Annotated in this window: 16 protein-coding genes and 6 pseudogenes; 11 read left to right on the top strand and 11 right to left on the bottom strand. The window is 74.3% G+C overall.

Translation table 11 applies throughout. From position 1 onward, the window contains the following. A partial coding sequence (locus Sdagh_RS26865) for an amidohydrolase family protein (RefSeq protein ID WP_226535873.1) occupies positions 1-295 on the top strand: 295 nt, incomplete at its 5' end. Positions 296-439: 144 nt separating this feature from the next. Then, positions 440-1369 carry a 1-phosphofructokinase family hexose kinase gene (locus Sdagh_RS26860; protein WP_226535871.1) on the top strand — a complete coding sequence of 310 codons (930 nt, stop codon included), beginning with the start codon at positions 440-442 and terminating at the stop codon, positions 1367-1369. A 31-nt stretch (positions 1370-1400) separates the two neighbouring features. On the opposite strand, the gene Sdagh_RS37075 is transcribed toward Sdagh_RS26860, so the two are convergent. From Sdagh_RS37075 to Sdagh_RS37060, 4 genes and pseudogenes are all read right to left on the bottom strand, one after another. Then, positions 1401-1955 carry a CBM35 domain-containing protein gene (locus tag Sdagh_RS37075; protein WP_372478475.1) on the bottom strand — a complete coding sequence of 185 codons (555 nt, stop codon included), beginning with the start codon at positions 1953-1955 and terminating at the stop codon, positions 1401-1403. 619 nt (positions 1956-2574) lie between these two features. Continuing rightward, positions 2575-2796, bottom strand: coding sequence for a diguanylate cyclase domain-containing protein (locus tag Sdagh_RS37070; protein ID WP_372478476.1), 222 nt, complete (start codon positions 2794-2796; stop codon positions 2575-2577). Between the two features lie 452 nt (positions 2797-3248). Beyond that, positions 3249-3485: pseudogene (locus Sdagh_RS37065) on the bottom strand (diguanylate cyclase CdgB); the annotation flags it as partial. Positions 3486-3918: 433 nt separating this feature from the next. Next, positions 3919-4191, bottom strand: coding sequence for a hypothetical protein (locus Sdagh_RS37060; RefSeq protein ID WP_226535869.1), 273 nt, complete (start codon positions 4189-4191; stop codon positions 3919-3921). 400 nt (positions 4192-4591) lie between these two features. Between Sdagh_RS37060 and Sdagh_RS26835 the strand changes: the two are divergent. Continuing rightward, positions 4592-5112 (top strand): annotated as a pseudogene (locus Sdagh_RS26835) (flavin reductase family protein). A 12-nt stretch (positions 5113-5124) separates the two neighbouring features. On the opposite strand, the pseudogene arfB (Sdagh_RS26830) reads toward Sdagh_RS26835, so the two are convergent. Continuing rightward, positions 5125-5504: pseudogene (gene arfB / locus Sdagh_RS26830) on the bottom strand (alternative ribosome rescue aminoacyl-tRNA hydrolase ArfB). 229 nt (positions 5505-5733) lie between these two features. On the opposite strand from arfB (Sdagh_RS26830), the gene Sdagh_RS26825 reads away from it, so the two are divergent. Beyond that, on the top strand, positions 5734-6309 hold the full coding sequence (locus tag Sdagh_RS26825; RefSeq protein WP_189414433.1) for a TerD family protein: 576 nt from the start codon (positions 5734-5736) through the stop codon (positions 6307-6309). 476 nt (positions 6310-6785) lie between these two features. On the opposite strand, the pseudogene Sdagh_RS26820 reads toward Sdagh_RS26825, so the two are convergent. Then, positions 6786-7362: pseudogene (locus tag Sdagh_RS26820) on the bottom strand (TerD family protein). Positions 7363-7522: 160 nt separating this feature from the next. On the opposite strand from Sdagh_RS26820, the gene arfB (Sdagh_RS26815) reads away from it, so the two are divergent. After that, positions 7523-7966, top strand: coding sequence for an alternative ribosome rescue aminoacyl-tRNA hydrolase ArfB (gene arfB / locus Sdagh_RS26815; protein WP_370594898.1), 444 nt, complete (start codon positions 7523-7525; stop codon positions 7964-7966). 12 nt (positions 7967-7978) lie between these two features. Here arfB (Sdagh_RS26815) and Sdagh_RS26810 read toward each other — a convergent pair whose 3' ends face one another. Next, positions 7979-8560 carry a flavin reductase family protein gene (locus tag Sdagh_RS26810; protein ID WP_190076652.1) on the bottom strand — a complete coding sequence of 194 codons (582 nt, stop codon included), beginning with the start codon at positions 8558-8560 and terminating at the stop codon, positions 7979-7981. Between the two features lie 340 nt (positions 8561-8900). Between Sdagh_RS26810 and cdgB the strand changes: the two genes are divergently transcribed. Beyond that, positions 8901-10598 (top strand): diguanylate cyclase CdgB, encoded by a 1698-nt coding sequence (cdgB, locus tag Sdagh_RS26805; protein WP_190008898.1) that lies wholly within the window; start codon positions 8901-8903, stop codon positions 10596-10598. A gap of 119 nt (positions 10599-10717) precedes the next feature. Next, positions 10718-11689: a CBM35 domain-containing protein gene (locus Sdagh_RS26800; protein ID WP_190076651.1), complete on the top strand. Its 972-nt coding sequence runs from the start codon at positions 10718-10720 to the stop codon at positions 11687-11689. Positions 11690-11720: 31 nt separating this feature from the next. On the opposite strand, the gene Sdagh_RS26795 is transcribed toward Sdagh_RS26800, so the two are convergent. The 3 genes and pseudogenes from Sdagh_RS26795 to Sdagh_RS26785 form a co-directional block, all read right to left on the bottom strand. Continuing rightward, the gene (locus Sdagh_RS26795; RefSeq protein ID WP_190076650.1) at positions 11721-12653 is read right to left on the bottom strand and encodes a 1-phosphofructokinase family hexose kinase; all 933 of its coding nucleotides are present in this window, start codon (positions 12651-12653) and stop codon (positions 11721-11723) included. A 144-nt stretch (positions 12654-12797) separates the two neighbouring features. Then, positions 12798-14052: pseudogene (gene nagA, locus Sdagh_RS26790) on the bottom strand (N-acetylglucosamine-6-phosphate deacetylase). Further along, positions 14052-14771, bottom strand: a complete 720-nt coding sequence (locus Sdagh_RS26785) for an ROK family protein (protein WP_372478474.1) — start codon at positions 14769-14771, stop codon at positions 14052-14054. The pseudogene nagA (Sdagh_RS26790) and the gene Sdagh_RS26785 overlap by 1 nt, the downstream one beginning before the upstream one ends. Between Sdagh_RS26785 and Sdagh_RS26780 the strand changes: the two genes are divergently transcribed. From Sdagh_RS26780 to Sdagh_RS26770, 3 genes and pseudogenes are all read left to right on the top strand, one after another. Then, positions 14658-15599 carry an ROK family protein gene (locus Sdagh_RS26780; protein WP_372478473.1) on the top strand — a complete coding sequence of 314 codons (942 nt, stop codon included), beginning with the start codon at positions 14658-14660 and terminating at the stop codon, positions 15597-15599. The genes Sdagh_RS26785 and Sdagh_RS26780 overlap by 114 nt on opposite strands. After that, positions 15596-16823: pseudogene (nagA, locus tag Sdagh_RS26775) on the top strand (N-acetylglucosamine-6-phosphate deacetylase); the annotation flags it as partial. The gene Sdagh_RS26780 and the pseudogene nagA (Sdagh_RS26775), both read left to right, overlap by 4 nt. Positions 16824-16993: 170 nt before the next feature. Next, positions 16994-17926 carry a 1-phosphofructokinase family hexose kinase gene (locus Sdagh_RS26770; protein WP_190076650.1) on the top strand — a complete coding sequence of 311 codons (933 nt, stop codon included), beginning with the start codon at positions 16994-16996 and terminating at the stop codon, positions 17924-17926. Between the two features lie 31 nt (positions 17927-17957). Here Sdagh_RS26770 and Sdagh_RS36765 read toward each other — a convergent pair whose 3' ends face one another. After that, a complete protein-coding gene (locus Sdagh_RS36765; protein WP_308288768.1) occupies positions 17958-18131 on the bottom strand; it encodes a carbohydrate-binding protein in 174 nt (57 codons plus the stop codon). 107 nt (positions 18132-18238) lie between these two features. Here Sdagh_RS36765 and Sdagh_RS36760 point away from each other — a divergent pair. Beyond that, a partial coding sequence (locus Sdagh_RS36760) for a hypothetical protein (RefSeq protein ID WP_308288767.1) occupies positions 18239-18511 on the top strand: 273 nt, incomplete at its 3' end.

The raw sequence follows: 18511 nt of genomic DNA, 5'->3' as shown, positions 1-18511 counted from the left end.
CACCGACGGGGTGGCCCGGCTGGTCGAGGGCGACTCCATCGCCGGTTCCACGCTCACCCTGGACCGCGCCTTCAAGCGGGCGGTGACGGTGGACGGGCTGCCGGTCGAGGACGTCGTCGCCGCGATCTCCGCCAACCCGGCGCGGCTGCTCGGCCTCGCCGACCGGGTGGGGTCCCTGGAGCCGGGCAAGGACGCGGACCTGGTGGTGCTGGACGCCGCGTTCGACGTGGTCGGCGTGATGCGCCGCGGCGCGTGGGTGGTCGAGCCCGGGGCGGCCGGTCAGCGACTGGACTGATCCGTCCCGGAGTCGGGCGGGTCCCGGCCGCCCCGGGGCTGGGCCGACCGCCGTCCGTTTGGCATGATCGAAGCTCCGGAGCACGGCGGAACACTCCGGTACGGACGGACGGACGCACGCACGCACTCGGGGGAGGCCGGCCCGGTGATCCTCACGGTCACGCTGAACACCGCTCTCGACCTCACCTATCGCGTCCCGGCTCTGAAGCCGCACGCCTCCCACCGGGTCACCGAGGTGACGGAACGCCCCGGCGGCAAGGGCGTCAACGTGGCCCGGGTGCTGGCGGCGCTCGGGCACGAGGTGACGGTCACGGGCTTCGCGGGCGGCGGCACCGGGCACGCCGTCCGGGCGGCGCTCGCCGGCCAGGCCCGGCTGGTGGACGCGCTGCTGCCGGTGGCCGGCGCGACCCGGCGCACCCTCGCCGTCGTCGACGAGCACACCGGCGACACCACCCAGCTCAACGAACCGGGCCCGCTGATCTCGCCCGCCGAGTGGCGCGCCTTCCAGGAGGCGTACGAGGATCTGCTCGCCGGCGTCTCGGCGGTCGCCCTGTGCGGCAGCCTGCCGCCGGGCGTGCCGGTGGGCGCCTACGCCGGGCTGGTGCGCTCCGCGCGCGCCGCCGGGGTGCCGGTGCTGCTGGACACCAGCGGGGAGCCGCTGCGCCGGGCGGTCGCCGCCCGGCCCGACCTGATCAAGCCGAACGCGGACGAGCTGGCCGAGCTGACCGGCTCCTACGAGCCGCTGCGGGCCACGCAGGACGCCCGGCGGCGGGGGGCGCGGGCGGTGGCGTCCCTGGGGGCCGAGGGGCTGCTGGCGGTGACCGCGGAGGGCCGCTGGCGGGCCGCGCCGCCCGCCCGGGTGCGCGGCAACCCGACCGGCGCGGGCGACTCGGCGGTCGCGGGGCTGCTGTCGGGGCTGGCCGAGCGGCTGCCCTGGCCGGACCGGCTGGCCCGCGCGGTCGCCCTGTCGGCGGCGACGGTCCTGGCCCCGGTGGCGGGCGAGTTCGACCGGGCGGCGTACGAGGAAGTGCTCGCCCGGGTCACGGTGCTGCCGGAGGCCGGCAGCGCGGCCTGATGCCGTGCGGGCCCGGCGGACCGGGCCGGCCCTACTGGCCCTTCTCCGGCTCCAGCCACACCTGGTCGAGGACCGCGTTGCACTGGTTGCCCTGGTTGCAGGCGATCTCGATGACGTTGGTGCCCTTGTTCAGGTTGACGTTGACCCAGGTGGTCTGCCAGCCCTTTTCCCAGTCGCCCTCGGGCATCTTGCCGAAGTTGGCCATGTTGATGGGCTGGGCGTTCGCCTTGCCGTTGACGACCGCCGTCGCGTCGGCGTCCACGCCCGGGATGCCGTAGCGCACGTAGAGCCGGTAGGTGCCGGAGTCGGCGATGCCGTCCACGTTCCACGTGACCTTGGCGCCGACCGCGTTGAAGCCGGTGACGTAGGCGCCGCCGGCGGACTTGGCTCCCTCGACGTCGGACGCCGTGGTGGCGCCGCCCTGGAGGTCGAGGGTGCCGGCGTCGGCGGCGGGGAGGCCGGAACCGGGGTCGTTCTGCGCGCTGCTGCTGGCCGACGGGGACGGCTCCGACGACTGGGAGGTGGTCGGGGAGGCCCCGCCCGCCCGGTCGCCGGTCTTGTCGTCGTCCGAGCCGCTGCTGGTCATGGCGATGCCGATGCCGATGACGACGGCGGCGACACGGCGATCGCGCCGATCAGCAGCCCCTTGGTGTTCGGCCCGCGCCGCCCGCCGCTGGCTCCCGCGCCCGCCGCCGTGCCCCGGCTGCTGCGGTCCGGCGGGGGCGCCGCCGGGGAGCGTCTCCGGGCGGCGTAGTGCGGGGCCTGGGTGCCGTAGGGCGCGTTCGGCCGGCCGTAGGCACCCTGCTGCGCGGGGCCGCCTGCGGGGCGGCGGCCGGCCCGCCGTACTGCCGGGTACCGACCGGGCGCACACGGTTGACCGAGTTCGGGTAGCCGTAACCACCGGACGGCGGCTGGGCCCCGTTTGGGCCTGCCCGTCGGCGTACAGATAGCCGAAGGGTCGTCGTCCTCGGGCGTGCTCGCGCCGTTTGTTGCCGGGCGTCATCCCTAGGTTCTCCTAACAGGTGCGGTGCGGGGTGCGGTACATGTGGTGAGAGGCGAGCTACCCGTGTCGATGACCCGACGGGTGACGCGGACCGCATCAACTCGCTGACCTGGGGATCATCCCGCCCGCCGATGTTGTTTGGGACGAGATCGTTTCTCGATGTACATCCGCTCGTCCGCGGACTTCAGGACCTCGTCGGCCGTCATGCCGCAAGTCGCCCATCCGATGCCGAAGCTGGCGCCCACCCGGACGGCCGTCCCTCGGCGCGGATCGGCTGCACGATCTCGTTGCGCAGGCCGTACGCGAGGTCGGCCGCGTCGGCCCGGCCGAGGCCGTCGGCGAGGATGACGAACTCGTCGCCGCCGAGCCGGGCCACGGTGTCGCCGTCGCGGACGCCGCCGGAGAGCCTGCGGGCGACCTCGATGAGGACGGCGTCGCCCGCGTTGTGCCCGAACCGTCGTTGATCGACTTGAAGCCGTCGAGGTCGCAGAAGAGCACCGCGAGCCCCTTGGTGCCGTCGTCCCGGTCGCCCTCGGGGGCCACGGCGTGCACATGGTGGTCGTGGGTCTCGTACGGCGCCGGGTGCGGCGGGAAGTCGAAGTAGTGGCCGCCGGAGTCGAAGACGGGGTCGCCGGGCGCGGTCTCCGCGTAGGCGCCGTGCGGGGTGTCGCCGTAGGCGGAGTCCATGGCGTCGACCGCGGAGTGCGCCGCCTGGGGGCGGGTGCAGATGCCGGGCGGAGAGGCGGGAGCGCAGCTCGGCGGAGTTCGGCAGGCCGGTGAGGGAGTCCGTGGGAGGCGCGGTGGGCGAGGGCCAGCTCGCGCGCGCTTGCGCTCCTCTATGTCCTCGACGTGGGTGAGCAGGAAGCGGGGCCCGTCGGCGGCGTCGGCGACGACGCTGTTGCGCAGCGAGACCCAGACGTAGGAGCCGTCCCGGCGGCGCAGCCGCAGCTCGGCCCGGCCGCCCTCGGCGGAGGTGCGCAGCAGGTGCCTATGTCCTCGGCGTGCACGAGGTCGGAGAAGGAGTAGCGGCGCATCGCGGAGGCGGGCCGGCCGAGCAAGCCGGCACAGGGCGTCGTTGGACCGCAGGATGCGGCCGTGCTGGTCGCCGCCCATCTCGGCGATGGCCATGCCGGAGGGGGCGTACTCCGAAGGCCTGCCGGAAGCTCTCCGTCGCTGGCGCGCAGGGCCTGCTGCTCGCGTTCCAGGCGGACCAGGGCGCGCTGCATGTTGGAGCGGAGCCGGGCGTTGCTGATCGCTATGGCCGCCTGGAACGCGTACATCTGCAAAGCCTCGCGGCCCCAGGCCGCAGGGACGGCGGCCGTTGCGCGGGCGGTCCACGGAGAGGACGCCGATCAGCTCGCCGCTGGTGCCGCCGCCCTGCGGGCCGGGGGCGTACATCGGGGCGAAGAGGCGGTCGAGGGGTGCCACTCGTCCTCGAAGCGGGGCGCGGGCCCGTCGGGTGTACACTGGGGCACGTCGTCGTCGTCGAGGACCCAGCCCTCGGTGTGCGGGATGAAGATCAGGTCGCCCCAGCGCTCGCCCATGTTCAGCCGGGCGGTCCCAGGAGGCGCGGGGGCCCGACGCGGCCGGTGATGAGCGCCTCGGCGGCCGCGTTCCCGGCGAAGGCGGCGACGACGAGGTCGCCGTCGGGGCGGACGAGGTTGACGGCCGCCATCTCGTAGCCGAGGGCGTGGACGACGCCGTCCGCGACGGTCTGCAGGGTGTCCGCCAGGCTGCGGGCCGTGTTCATGTCGGCCATGGCCTGGTGCAGTTGCCGAAGGGACGCAAGGCGGACGTACGGCTCCGACTCGGTCTCCATGCTCGCCCTCCCCCCGAGACCTCGCAGCGAATCAAGGGTTCTCTTCGGCGCCTTTGCCGGATGGTGCACGATGATCCATCGATGGGGTATCGATGATGCTCTTGCAGCTTCCCCGCCACTGAATCACAGCGCGCTGCCCATCGGTACACAGGGTCAACAATTCCTACCTCTTGTGACTCAAGTCACAGCGAAAGATGAACAATTGGGCGGGCTTTCCGCACTTTCCCCTTACGCTTCCTGAACGCAAATAGTGACGTTGCTTCTCCGCCCTGGTCCTAGGTCCCGTCCGGGACCGGAGCCCGATGCGGGAGCGGACGGACGGCCGTTAGCGTGAGGGCGTGTCCGAGACCAGCCCCGCCACCCCGTCCTCCCCCTCCGCCACGGCGTGCATGCTGAGGGGGTGAGCAACGACGAGTTCCGTGCCGCCATGTCCCGGCTGGCCTCGGGCGTGGTCCTGGTGACCGCCCAGGAGCCGTCCCTGGACCCGGACGACCCCGGCGCCCCGCCCGGGGAGTACGTGGGCATGACCGCCACGGCCTTCCTCTCCGTCTCCCTGGACCCGCCCCTGGTGCTGGTGAGCCTGCGCGAGGGCTCCCGGATGGACGACCTGCTGGACGAGCAGCCCCTGTGGGCGGTGTCGGTGCTGTCGGAGAGCCAGCGGCACATCGCCGGCCGCTTCGCGATGAAGGGCCGCCTCATCGACCGCCTCCTCTTCGAGGACATCCCCTGTTCCCCGGGCGCGCGGACCGGCGCCCCGCTGGTCGGCGGCGCGCTGGCCACCCTGGAGTGCCGCACCGAGCAGCGGGGTGGCGGCCGGCGACCACACGCTGGTCATCGGCCGGGTCCTGACCGCTTCCCGTGCCGAGCGCGGAGGGCGGGCCGCTGACGTACTTCCGGGGGCGGTACCGGCAGTTGGGCTGACCGGGCCCGCCGTCAGTCCCAGCCCTTGGGGGAACGCCCCCGCTTGGTCTGCCCGCGCTGCTTCTTCTTCCCGCAGCCGGCGCTCGTTGATCCCGCGCGGGACGCGGGTCGGGCGGCGCGGCCTGGGCGGCGGGGCGGTGGCCTCCGCGAGCAGGGCGGCGAGGCGTACGGCGGCGGCCTCGCGGTTGCGCCACTGGGAGCGGTGCTCGGAGGCGCGGACGGTGATGACGCCGGTCGGTCAGCCGGCCGGCCAGCCGCTCCAGCGCCCGCCGCTTCCACACCTCGGGCAGCGCCTCGGTGGCGGGCGAGGTCGAAGCGCAGCTCGACCTGGGTGTCGCTGGTGTTGACGTGCTGGTCCGCCGGGGCCGGACGACCGCGAGAAAACGCCACATCAGCTCGGCCTCCGGGAGGGAGACGGAGCCTCGGACGACGTGCGGGCCGGGGGCCGGAGACGGGGGACATGGGGTCCATGTTCCCGCGCTCCCGCCGCCCACGTCACCCGAATATCCGAGCCGAGGTAAAGAAAGTAAAGGGAGCTGGAACCTTGCGTACCCCCCTCGTCGTTCATGGGGTAGCTGTAGCTTTCTTGCCGTACGTACACGAGGGAAGGGACTCCCAACAATGGCTGTAAGCCTGTCCAAGGGTGGCAACGTCTCGCTCACCAAGGAGGCTCCGGGCCTGACCGCCGTCACCGTGGGCCTCGGCTGGGACGTCCGCACCACCACGGGCACCGACTTCGACCTGGACGCCTCCGCGATCGCGGTGAACACCCAGGGCAAGGTCTACTCGGACGCCCACTTCGTCTTCTTCAACAACAAGGAGACGCCGGACCAGTCCATCGTCCACACCGGCGACAACCGCACGGGCGAGGGCGCCGGCGACGACGAGGCGATCAACGTCAACCTGGCGGCCCTCCCGGCCGACATCGACAAGATCGTCTTCCCGGTCTCGATCTACGACGCGGAGAACCGCTCGCAGAACTTCGGCCAGGTCCGCAACGCGTACATCCGCATCGTCAACCAGGCCGGCGGCGCGGAGATCGCCCGCTACGACCTGTCGGAGGACGCGGCCACCGAGACCGCCATGGTCTTCGGCGAGCTGTACCGCAACGGCGCGGAGTGGAAGTTCCGCGCGGTCGGCCAGGGCTACGCCTCGGGCCTGGTCGGCATCGCCCAGGACTTCGGCGTCAACGTCTGACGCGCCCGCCGCCTCTCTCCGGCCCCGTCGAGCCCCGGCCCGGCGGGGCCGAGTGCCGTGTCACGCCGGTCCCGGGGCGGCGCCCACCTCGAACCACAGCAGCTTCCGGCGCCGCGCCGCCCCGGCAGCGCCCCCCCGACGACCAGGCGCCCCACGCCTCCGCGTACTCCCGTACGAGGTGCAGGCCGCGTCCGCCGGGTGCGTGCGGGTCCCCCGGGGGCAGGGCGCCCTTCCCTGAATTCAGGGGCGCCCTGCCCCCGGGGGACCCGCACGCACCCGGCGGACGCGGCCTGCACCTCGTACGGGAGTACGCGGAGGCGTGGGGCGCCTGGTCGTCGGGGGAGGCGCTGCCGGGGCGGCGCGGCGCCGGGAAGCTGCTGTGGTTCGAGGTGGGCGCCGCCCCGGGACCGGCGTGACACGGCACTCGGCCCCGCCGGGCCGGGGCTCGACGGGGCCGGAGAGAGGCGGCGGGCGCGTCAGACGTTGACGCCGAAGTCCTGGGCGATGCCGACCAGGCCCGAGTGCGTAGCCCTGGCCGACCGCGCGGAACTTCCACTCCGCGCCGTTGCGGTACAGCTCGCCGAAGACCATGGCGGTCTCGGTGGCCGCGTCCTCCGACAGGTCGTAGCGGGCGATCTCCGCGCCGCCGGCCTGGTTGACGATGCGGATGTACGCGTTGCGGACCTGGCCGAAGTTCTGCGAGCGGTTCTCCGCGTCGTAGATCGAGACCGGGAAGACGATCTTGTCGATGTCGGCCGGGAGGGCCGCCAGGTTGACGTTGATCGCCTCGTCGTCGCCGGCGCCCTCGCCCGTGCGGTTGTCGCCGGTGTGGACGATGGACTGGTCCGGCGTCTCCTTGTTGTTGAAGAAGACGAAGTGGGCGTCCGAGTAGACCTTGCCCTGGGTGTTCACCGCGATCGCGGAGGCGTCCAGGTCGAAGTCGGTGCCCGTGGTGGTGCGGACGTCCCAGCCGAGGCCCACGGTGACGGCGGTCAGGCCCGGAGCCTCCTTGGTGAGCGAGACGTTGCCACCCTTGGACAGGCTTACAGCCATTGTTGGGAGTCCCTTCCCTCGTGTACGTACGGCAAGAAAGCTACAGCTACCCCCATGAACGACGAGGGGGGTACGCAAGGTTCCAGCTCCCTTTACTTTCTTTACCTCGGCTCGGATATTCGGGTGACGTGGGCGGCGGGAGCGCGGGAACATGGACCCCATGTCCCCCGTCTCCGGCCCCGGCCCGCACGTCGTCCGAGGCTCCGTCTCCCTCCCGGAGGCCGAGCTGATGTGGCGTTTCTCGCGGTCGTCCGGCCCCGGCGGACAGCACGTCAACACCAGCGACACCCAGGTCGAGCTGCGCTTCGACCTCGCCCGCACCGAGGCGCTGCCCGAGGTGTGGAAGCGGCGGGCGCTGGAGCGGCTGGCCGGCCGGCTGACCGACGGCGTCATCACCGTCCGCGCCTCCGAGCACCGCTCCCAGTGGCGCAACCGCGAGGCCGCCGCCGTACGCCTCGCCGCCCTGCTCGCGGAGGCCACCGCCCCGCCGCCCAGGCCGCGCCGCCCGACCCGCGTCCCGCGCGGGATCAACGAGCGCCGGCTGCGGGAGAAGAAGCAGCGCGGGCAGACCAAGCGGGGGCGTTCCCCCAAGGGCTGGGACTGACGGCGGGCCCGGTCAGCCCAACTGCCGGTACCGCCCCCGGAAGTACGTCAGCGGCCCGCCCTCCGCGCTCGGCACGGAAGCGGTCAGGACCCGGCCGATGACCAGCGTGTGGTCGCCGGCCGCCACCCGCTGCTCGGTGCGGCACTCCAGGGTGGCCAGCGCGCCGCCGACCAGCGGGGCGCCGGTCCGCGCGCCCGGGGAACAGGGGATGTCCTCGAAGAGGAGGCGGTCGCTGAGGCGGCCCTTCATCGCGAAGCGGCCGGCGATGTGCCGCTGGCTCTCCGACAGCACCGACACCGCCCACAGGGGCTGCTCGTCCAGCAGGTCGTCCATCCGGGAGCCCTCGCGCAGGCTCACCAGCACCAGGGGCGGGTCCAGGGAGACGGAGAGGAAGGCCGTGGCGGTCATGCCCACGTACTCCCCGGGCGGGGCGCCGGGGTCGTCCGGGTCCAGGGACGGCTCCTGGGCGGTCACCAGGACCACGCCCGAGGCCAGCCGGGACATGGCGGCACGGAACTCGTCGTTGCTCACCCCCTCAGCATGCACGGCCGTGGCGGAGGGGGAGGACGGGGTGGCGGGGCTGGTCTCGGACACGCCCTCACGCTAACGGCCGTCCGTCCGCTCCCGCATCGGGCTCCGGTCCCGGACGGGACCTAGGACCAGGGGCGGAGAAGCAACGTCACTATTTGCGTTCAGGAAGCGTAAGGGGAAAGTGCGGAAAGCCCGCCCAATTGTTCATCTTTCGCTGTGACTTGAGTCACAAGAGGTAGGAATTGTTGACCCTGTGTACCGAGTGGGCAGCGCGCTGTGATTCAGTGGCGGGGAAGCTGCAAGAGCATCATCGATACCCCATCGATGGATCATCGTGCACCATCCGGCAAAGGCGCCGAAGAGAACCCTTGATTCGCTGCGAGGTCTCGGGGGGAGGGCGAGCATGGAGACCGAGTCGGAGCCGTACGTCCGCCTTGCGTCCCTTCGGCAACTGCACCAGGCCATGGCCGACATGAACACGGCCCGCAGCCTGGCGGACACCCTGCAGACCGTCGCGGACGGCGTCGTCCACGCCCTCGGCTACGAGATGGCGGCCGTCAACCTCGTCCGCCCCGACGGCGACCTCGTCGTCGCCGCCTTCGCCGGGAACGCGGCCGCCGAGGCGCTCATCACCGGCCGCGTCGGCCCCCGCGCCTCCTGGGACCGCCGGCTGAACATGGGCGAGCGCTGGGGCGACCTGATCTTCATCCCGCACACCGAGGGCTGGGTCCTCGACGACGACGACGTGCCCCAGTGGTACACCGACGGGCCCGCGCCCCGCTTCGAGGACGAGTGGCACCCCTCGGACCGCCTCTTCGCCCCGATGTACGCCCCCGGCCCGCAGGGCGGCGGCACCAGCGGCGAGCTGATCGGCGTCCTCTCCGTGGACCGCCCGCGCAACGGCCGCCGTCCCGGCGCCTGGGGCCGCGAGGCTTTGCAGATGTACGCGTTCCAGGCGGCCATAGCGATCAGCAACGCCCGGCTCCGCTCCAACATGCAGCGCGCCCTGGTCCGCCTGGAACGCGAGCAGCAGGCCCTGCGCGCCAGCGAGGAGAGCTTCCGGCAGGCCTTCGAGTACGCCCCCTCCGGCATGGCCATCGCCGAGATGGGCGGCGACCAGCACGGCCGCATCCTGCGGTCCAACGACGCCCTGTGCCGGCTGCTCGGCCGGCCCGCCTCCGCGATGCGCCGCTACTCCTTCTCCGACCTCGTGCACGCCGAGGACATAGGCACCCTGCTGCGCACCTCCGCCGAGGGCGGCCGGGCCGAGCTGCGGCTGCGCCGCCGGGACGGCTCCTACGTCTGGGTCTCGCTGCGCAACAGCGTCGTCGCCGACGCCGCCGACGGGCCCCGCTTCCTGCTCACCCACGTCGAGGACATAGAGGAGCGCAAGCGCCGCGAGCTGGCCCTCGCCCACCGCGCCTCCCACGACTCCCTCACCGGCCTGCCGAACTCCGCCGAGCTGCGCTCCCGCCTCTCCGCCCGGCTCTGCACCCGCCCCCAGGCGGCGCACTCCGCGGTCGACGCCATGGACTCCGCCTACGGCGACACCCCGCACGGCGCCTACGCGGAGACCGCGCCCGGCGACCCCGTCTTCGACTCCGGCGGCCACTACTTCGACTTCCCGCCGCACCCGGCGCCGTACGAGACCCACGACCACCATGTGCACGCCGTGGCCCCCGAGGGCGACCGGGACGACGGCACCAAGGGGCTCGCGGTGCTCTTCTGCGACCTCGACGGCTTCAAGTCGATCAACGACCGGTTCGGGCACAACGCGGGCGACGCCGTCCTCATCGAGGTCGCCCGCAGGCTCTCCGGCGGCGTCCGCGACGGCGACACCGTGGCCCGGCTCGGCGGCGACGAGTTCGTCATCCTCGCCGACGGCCTCGGCCGGGCCGACGCGGCCGACCTCGCCGTACGGCTGCGCAACGAGATCGTGCAGCCGATCCGCGCCGAGGGACGGGCCGTCCGGGTGGGCGCCAGCTTCGGCATCGGATGGGCGCACTGCGGCATGACGGCCGACGAGGTCCTGAAGTCCGCGGACGAGCGGATGTACATCGAGAAACGATCTCGTCCCAAACAACATCGGCGGGCGGGATGATCCCCAGGTCAGCGAGTTGATGCGGTCCGCGTCACCCGTTCGGGTCATCGACACCGGGTAGGCTCGGCCTCTCACCACATGTACCGCACCCGCACCGCACCTGGTTAGGAGACCTAGGGATGACGCCCGGCAACAACGGCGCGAGCACGCCCGAGGACGACGACCCCTTCGGCTATCTGTACGCCGACGGGCAGGCCAACGGGGCCCAGCCGCCGTCCGGTGGTTACGGCTACCCGAACTCGGTCAACCGTGTGCGCCCGGTCGGTACCCGGCAGTACGGCGGGCCGGCCGCCGCCCCGCAGGCGGCCCCGCCGCAGCAGGGTGCCTACGGCCGGCCGAACGCGCCCTACGGCACCCAGGCCCCGCACTACGCCGCCCCGGAGACGCTCCCCGGCGGCGCCCCCGCCGGACCGCAGCAGCCGGGGCACGGCGGCGGGCGCGGGAGCCGCGGCGGGCGGCGCGGGCCGAACACCAAGGGGCTGCTGATCGGCGCGATCGCCGTGGTCGCCGCCGTCGTCATCGGCATCGGCATCGCCATGACCAGCAGCGGCTCGGACGACGACAAGACCGGCGACCGGGCGGGCGGGGCCTCCCCGACCACCTCCCAGTCGTCGGAGCCGTCCCCGTCGGCCAGCAGCAGCGCGCAGAACGACCCCGGTTCCGGCCTCCCCGCCGCCGACGCCGGCACCCTCGACCTCCAGGGCGGCGCCACCACGGCGTCCGACGTCGAGGGAGCCAAGTCCGCCGGCGGCGCCTACGTCACCGGCTTCAACGCGGTCGGCGCCAAGGTCACGTGGAACGTGGACGGCATCGCCGACTCCGGCACCTACCGGCTCTACGTGCGCTACGGCATCCCGGGCGTGGACGCCGACGCGACGGCGGTCGTCAACGGCAAGGCGAACGCCCAGCCCATCAACATGGCCAACTTCGGCAAGATGCCCGAGGGCGACTGGGAAAAGGGCTGGCAGACCACCTGGGTCAACGTCAACCTGAACAAGGGCACCAACGTCATCGAGATCGCCTGCAACCAGGGCAACCAGTGCAACGCGGTCCTCGACCAGGTGTGGCTGGAGCCGGAGAAGGGCCAGTAGGGCCGGCCCGGTCCGCCGGGCCCGCACGGCATCAGGCCGCGCTGCCGGCCTCCGGCAGCACCGTGACCCGGGCGAGCACTTCCTCGTACGCCGCCCGGTCGAACTCGCCCGCCACCGGGGCCAGGACCGTCGCCGCCGACAGGGCGACCGCGCGGGCCAGCCGGTCCGGCCAGGGCAGCCGCTCGGCCAGCCCCGACAGCAGCCCCGCGACCGCCGAGTCGCCCGCGCCGGTCGGGTTGCCGCGCACCCGGGCGGGCGGCGCGGCCCGCCAGCGGCCCTCCGCGGTCACCGCCAGCAGCCCCTCGGCCCCCAGGGACGCCACCACCGCCCGCGCCCCCCGCCGCCGGGCGTCCTGCGTGGCCCGCAGCGGCTCGTAGGAGCCGGTCAGCTCGGCCAGCTCGTCCGCGTTCGGCTTGATCAGGTCGGGCCGGGCGGCGACCGCCCGGCGCAGCGGCTCCCCGCTGGTGTCCAGCAGCACCGGCACCCCGGCGGCGCGCGCGGAGCGCACCAGCCCGGCGTAGGCGCCCACCGGCACGCCCGGCGGCAGGCTGCCGCACAGGGCGACCGCCGAGACGCCGGCGAGCAGATCCTCGTACGCCTCCTGGAAGGCGCGCCACTCGGCGGGCGAGATCAGCGGGCCCGGTTCGTTGAGCTGGGTGGTGTCGCCGGTGTGCTCGTCGACGACGGCGAGGGTGCGCCGGGTCGCGCCGGCCACCGGCAGCAGCGCGTCCACCAGCCGGGCCTGGCCGGCGAGCGCCGCCCGGACGGCGTGCCCGGTGCCGCCGCCCGCGAAGCCCGTGACCGTCACCTCGTGCCCGAGCGCCGCCAGCACCCGGGCCACGTTGACGCCCTTGCCGCCGGGGCGTTCCGTCACCTCGGTGACCCGGTGGGAGGCGTGCGGCTTCAGAGCCGGGACGCGATAGGTGAGGTCGAGAGCGGTGTTCAGCGTGACCGTGAGGATCACCGGGCCGGCCTCCCCCGAGTGCGTGCGTGCGTCCGTCCGTCCGTACCGGAGTGTTCCGCCGTGCTCCGGAGCTTCGATCATGCCAAACGGACGGCGGTCGGCCCAGCCCCGGGGCGGCCGGGACCCGCCCGACTCCGGGACGGATCAGTCCAGTCGCTGACCGGCCGCCCCGGGCTCGACCACCCACGCGCCGCGGCGCATCACGCCGACCACGTCGAACGCGGCGTCCAGCACCACCAGGTCCGCGTCCTTGCCCGGCTCCAGGGACCCCACCCGGTCGGCGAGGCCGAGCAGCCGCGCCGGGTTGGCGGAGATCGCGGCGACGACGTCCTCGACCGGCAGCCCGTCCACCGTCACCGCCCGCTTGAAGGCGCGGTCCAGGGTGAGCGTGGAACCGGCGATGGAGTCGCCCTCGACCAGCCGGGCCACCCCGTCGGTGACCTCCACCTCCAGCGGGCCCAGCAGGTACCGGCCGTCGCCGAAACCGGCCGCGTCCATCGCGTCCGTGATGAAGGCGACCCGGGCGGCGCCCGCGTGGTGGAAGGCGAGCCGGAGCGCGGCCGGGTGCAGGTGCGTACCGTCGTTGATCAGCTCGACCGTGACCCGCTCGTCCTCCAGCAGGGCGGTGATCGGACCAGGGGCCCGGTGGCCGATCGGCGGCATCGCGTTGAAGAGGTGGGTGGCGACGGTTCGCGCCCGCGTCGATCGCCCGGAGCGTCTGCTCGTACGTGGCGTCCGTGTGCCCGACCGCCGCGATCACGCCGTGCTCGGCGAGCAGCCGTACGGAGTCCAGGCCGCCCGGCAGCTCGGTGGCGAGCGTCATCATCCTCGCGTGGCCGTGCGCGGGCGTCGATCAGCTTGCGCACCTCCGCCGGGTCGGGGTCGCGCAGCAGCTGCTCGTCGTGGGCGCCCTTGCGGCACGGGGAGATGAACGGGCCCTCGAAGTGGATGCCGGCGATCTCTCCCTGCTGGGCCAGCTCGGCGAGCATCCCGGCGTGCCGGGCGAGGAAGTCCAGGTCGCCGGTGACGGCGGAGGCGACGACGGTGGTCGTGCCGTGGCGGCGGTGGGTCTCGACGCCCCCGGAGGACGTCCTCGGCGGTGCCGCCGGCGAAGGAGGCTCCGCCGCCGCCGTGGTTGTGCAGGTCGACGAAGCCGGGGGACGATCCAGTGGCCGGTCAGGTCGATGACCTGGGCGTGGCCGGGGGCGGTGGCGGCGATGCGGGTGCCGTCGACGGCCACCCGGCCGCCGGGGACGGTTCCGGTGGGGAGGACGACGTCGGCGCCGGACAGGAGGAGGGGTGCGCGGTCCGCCGCGGCGTGCGGCTCTGCTGTGGCTGGTCGCGCTCCGCGACGGAGTCGCGTGTCGGCGCTGCCCCGCGCCCCTGGGTCGGCTGCCATCACGACGTTTCCTCCGTACGGTCCGTTGGGTTCAGGAGATCCCAGGCCAGGAGTCCCGCGCCGAGACATCCGGCGGTGTCGCCCAGGGCGGCGGGGACGATGGACGGCTGGGTCTGGAAGGTGATCCGGCGTGCGACGGCCTCCCGGAGCGGTGTGAACAAGGTTTCCCCGGCTTCCGCCAGCCCGCCACCGATGATCAGCGTGCGGGGGTCCAGCAGGGTGAGGGCGGTGACCAGGCCGGCGGCCAGCGCGTCGACCGCCTCCCGCCAGACGCGTACGGCCGCCGGGTCCCCGGCCGCCACGGCCCCGGCGCAGTCCGCGGCGCCCGCCGCCGGGTCGCCCGAGGCCGCCGCCCACGCCTCGCCCACCGCGCTCGCGGAGGCGTACCGCTCCAGGCAGCCGCGCTGCCCGCACGGGCAGGGCACGCCGTCGGGGCGGACGACGACATGGCCGATCTCGCCCGCGAAGCCGTGCGCGCCGCCCTCGACCCGGCCGTCGATGCCGATGGCGCCCGCGATGCCGGTGCCGAGCGGGACGAAGAGGAAGCGGTCGGCGCCCCGGCCCGCCCCGATCCGGCCCTCGGCGAGCCCGCCGGTGCGCACGTCGTGGCCGAGGGCGACCGGGACGCCGCCCAGCCGCTCGCTCAGCAGGGCGCGCAGCGGCACGTCCCGCCAGCCCAGGTTGGCGGCGTAGACGGCGGTGCCGCGCGCGTCGTCCACGATGCCGGGGACGGCGACGCCGGCCGCGGCCGGGGCCGAGCCGACGCGCTCGGCGCGGAGCGGTTCGGCTCGGCCCCGGCCGCGGCCGGCGTCGCCGTCCCCGGCATCGTGGACGACGCGCGCGGCACCGCCGTCTACGCCGCCAACCTGGGCTGGCGGGACGTGCCGCTGCGCGCCCTGCTGAGCGAGCGGCTGGGCGGCGTCCCGGTCGCCCTCGGCCACGACGTGCGCACCGGCGGGCTCGCCGAGGGCCGGATCGGGGCGGGCCGGGGCGCCGACCGCTTCCTCTTCGTCCCGCTCGGCACCGGCATCGCGGGCGCCATCGGCATCGACGGCCGGGTCGAGGGCGGCGCGCACGGCTTCGCGGGCGAGATCGGCCATGTCGTCGTCCGCCCCGACGGCGTGCCCTGCCCGTGCGGGCAGCGCGGCTGCCTGGAGCGGTACGCCTCCGCGAGCGCGGTGGGCGAGGCGTGGGCGGCGGCCTCGGGCGACCCGGCGGCGGGCGCCGCGGACTGCGCCGGGGCCGTGGCGGCCGGGGACCCGGCGGCCGTACGCGTCTGGCGGGAGGCGGTCGACGCGCTGGCCGCCGGCCTGGTCACCGCCCTCACCCTGCTGGACCCCCGCACGCTGATCATCGGTGGCGGGCTGGCGGAAGCCGGGGAAACCTTGTTCACACCGCTCCGGGAGGCCGTCGCACGCCGGATCACCTTCCAGACCCAGCCGTCCATCGTCCCCGCCGCCCTGGGCGACACCGCCGGATGTCTCGGCGCGGGACTCCTGGCCTGGGATCTCCTGAACCCAACGGACCGTACGGAGGAAACGTCGTGATGGCAGCCGACCCAGGGGCGCGGGGCAGCGCCGACACGCGACTCCGTCGCGGAGCGCGACCAGCCACAGCAGAGCCGCACGCCGCGGCGGACCGCGCACCCCTCCTCCTGTCCGGCGCCGACGTCGTCCTCCCCACCGGAACCGTCCCCGGCGGCCGGGTGGCCGTCGACGGCACCCGCATCGCCGCCACCGCCCCCGGCCACGCCCAGGTCATCGACCTGACCGGCCACTGGATCGTCCCCGGCTTCGTCGACCTGCACAACCACGGCGGCGGCGGAGCCTCCTTCGCCGGCGGCACCGCCGAGGACGTCCTCCGGGGCGTCGAGACCCACCGCCGCCACGGCACGACCACCGTCGTCGCCTCCGCCGTCACCGGCGACCTGGACTTCCTCGCCCGGCACGCCGGGATGCTCGCCGAGCTGGCCCAGCAGGGAGAGATCGCCGGCATCCACTTCGAGGGCCCGTTCATCTCCCCGTGCCGCAAGGGCGCCCACGACGAGCAGCTGCTGCGCGACCCCGACCCGGCGGAGGTGCGCAAGCTGATCGACGCCGCGCACGGCCACGCGAGGATGATGACGCTCGCCACCGAGCTGCCGGGCGGCCTGGACTCCGTACGGCTGCTCGCCGAGCACGGCGTGATCGCGGCGGTCGGGCACACGGACGCCACGTACGAGCAGACGCTCCGGGCGATCGACGCGGGCGCGACCGTCGCCACCCACCTCTTCAACGCGATGCCGCCGATCGGCCACCGGGCCCCTGGTCCGATCACCGCCCTGCTGGAGGACGAGCGGGTCACGGTCGAGCTGATCAACGACGGTACGCACCTGCACCCGGCCGCGCTCCGGCTCGCCTTCCACCACGCGGGCGCCGCCCGGGTCGCCTTCATCACGGACGCGATGGACGCGGCCGGTTTCGGCGACGGCCGGTACCTGCTGGGCCCGCTGGAGGTGGAGGTCACCGACGGGGTGGCCCGGCTGGTCGAGGGCGACTCCATCGCCGGTTCCACGCTCACCCTGGACCGCGCCTTCAAGCGGGCGGTGACGGTGGACGGGCTGCCGGTCGAGGACGTCGTCGCCGCGATCTCCGCCAACCCGGCGCGGCTGCTCGGCCTCGCCGACCGGGTGGGGTCCCTGGAGCCGGGCAAGGGACGCGGACCTGGTGGTGCTGGACGCCGCGTTCGACGTGGTCGGCGTGATGCGCCGCGGCGCGTGGGTGGTCGAGCCCGGGCGGCCGGTCAGCGACTGGACTGATCCGTCCCGGAGTCGGGCGGGTCCCGGCCGCCCCGGGGCTGGGCCGACCGCCGTCCGTTTGGCATGATCGAAGCTCCGGAGCACGGCGGAACACTCCGGTACGGACGGACGGACGCACGCACGCACTCGGGGGAGGCCGGCCCGGTGATCCTCACGGTCACGCTGAACACCGCTCTCGACCTCACCTATCGCGTCCCGGCTCTGAAGCCGCACGCCTCCCACCGGGTCACCGAGGTGACGGAACGCCCCGGCGGCAAGGGCGTCAACGTGGCCCGGGTGCTGGCGGCGCTCGGGCACGAGGTGACGGTCACGGGCTTCGCGGGCGGCGGCACCGGGCACGCCGTCCGGGCGGCGCTCGCCGGCCAGGCCCGGCTGGTGGACGCGCTGCTGCCGGTGGCCGGCGCGACCCGGCGCACCCTCGCCGTCGTCGACGAGCACACCGGCGACACCACCCAGCTCAACGAACCGGGCCCGCTGATCTCGCCCGCCGAGTGGCGCGCCTTCCAGGAGGCGTACGAGGATCTGCTCGCCGGCGTCTCGGCGGTCGCCCTGTGCGGCAGCCTGCCGCCGGGCGTGCCGGTGGGCGCCTACGCCGGGCTGGTGCGCTCCGCGCGCGCCGCCGGGGTGCCGGTGCTGCTGGACACCAGCGGGGAGCCGCTGCGCCGGGCGGTCGCCGCCCGGCCCGACCTGATCAAGCCGAACGCGGACGAGCTGGCCGAGCTGACCGGCTCCTACGAGCCGCTGCGGGCCACGCAGGACGCCCGGCGGCGGGGGGCGCGGGCGGTGGTGGCGTCCCTGGGGGCCGAGGGGCTGCTGGCGGTGACCGCGGAGGGCCGCTGGCGGGCCGCGCCGCCCGCCCGGGTGCGCGGCAACCCGACCGGCGCGGGCGACTCGGCGGTCGCGGGGCTGCTGTCGGGGCTGGCCGAGCGGCTGCCCTGGCCGGACCGGCTGGCCCGCGCGGTCGCCCTGTCGGCGGCGACGGTCCTGGCCCCGGTGGCGGGCGAGTTCGACCGGGCGGCGTACGAGGAAGTGCTCGCCCGGGTCACGGTGCTGCCGGAGGCCGGCAGCGCGGCCTGATGCCGTGCGGGCCCGGCGGACCGGGCCGGCCCTACTGGCCCTTCTCCGGCTCCAGCCACACCTGGTCGAGGACCGCGTTGCACTGGTTGCCCTGGTTGCAGGCGATCTCGATGACGTTGGTGCCCTTGTTCAGGTTGACGTTGACCCAGGTGGTCTGCCAGCCCTTTTCCCAGTCGCCCTCGGGCATCTTGCCGAAGTTGGCCATGTTGATGGGCTGGGCGTTCGCCTTGCCGTTTGACGACCGCCGTCGCGTCGGCGTCCACGCCCGGGATGCCGTAGCGCACGTAGAGCCGGTAGGTGCCGGAGTCGGCGATGCCGTCCACGTTCCACGTGACCTTGGCGCCGACCGCGTTGAAGCCGGTGGACGTAGGCGCCGCCGGCGGACTTGGCTCCCTCGACGTCGGACGCCGTGGTGGCGCCGCCCTGGAGGTCGAGGGTGCCGGCGTCGGCGGCGGGGAGGCCGGAACCGGGGGTCGTTCTGCGCGCTGCTGCTGGCCGACGGGGACGGCCTCCGACGACTGGGAGGTGGTCGGGGAGGCCCCGCCCGCCCGGTCGCCGGTCTTGTCGTCGTCCGAGCCGCTGCTG

Origin of the sequence: Streptomyces daghestanicus (genome assembly GCF_020521275.1) — a bacterium.
In the GTDB taxonomy this organism is placed as follows: domain Bacteria; phylum Actinomycetota; class Actinomycetes; order Streptomycetales; family Streptomycetaceae; genus Streptomyces; species Streptomyces griseoviridis.
The sequence above is the reverse complement of the archived record's forward strand: the minus strand, read 5'-3'. Positions and strand labels throughout refer to the sequence as shown.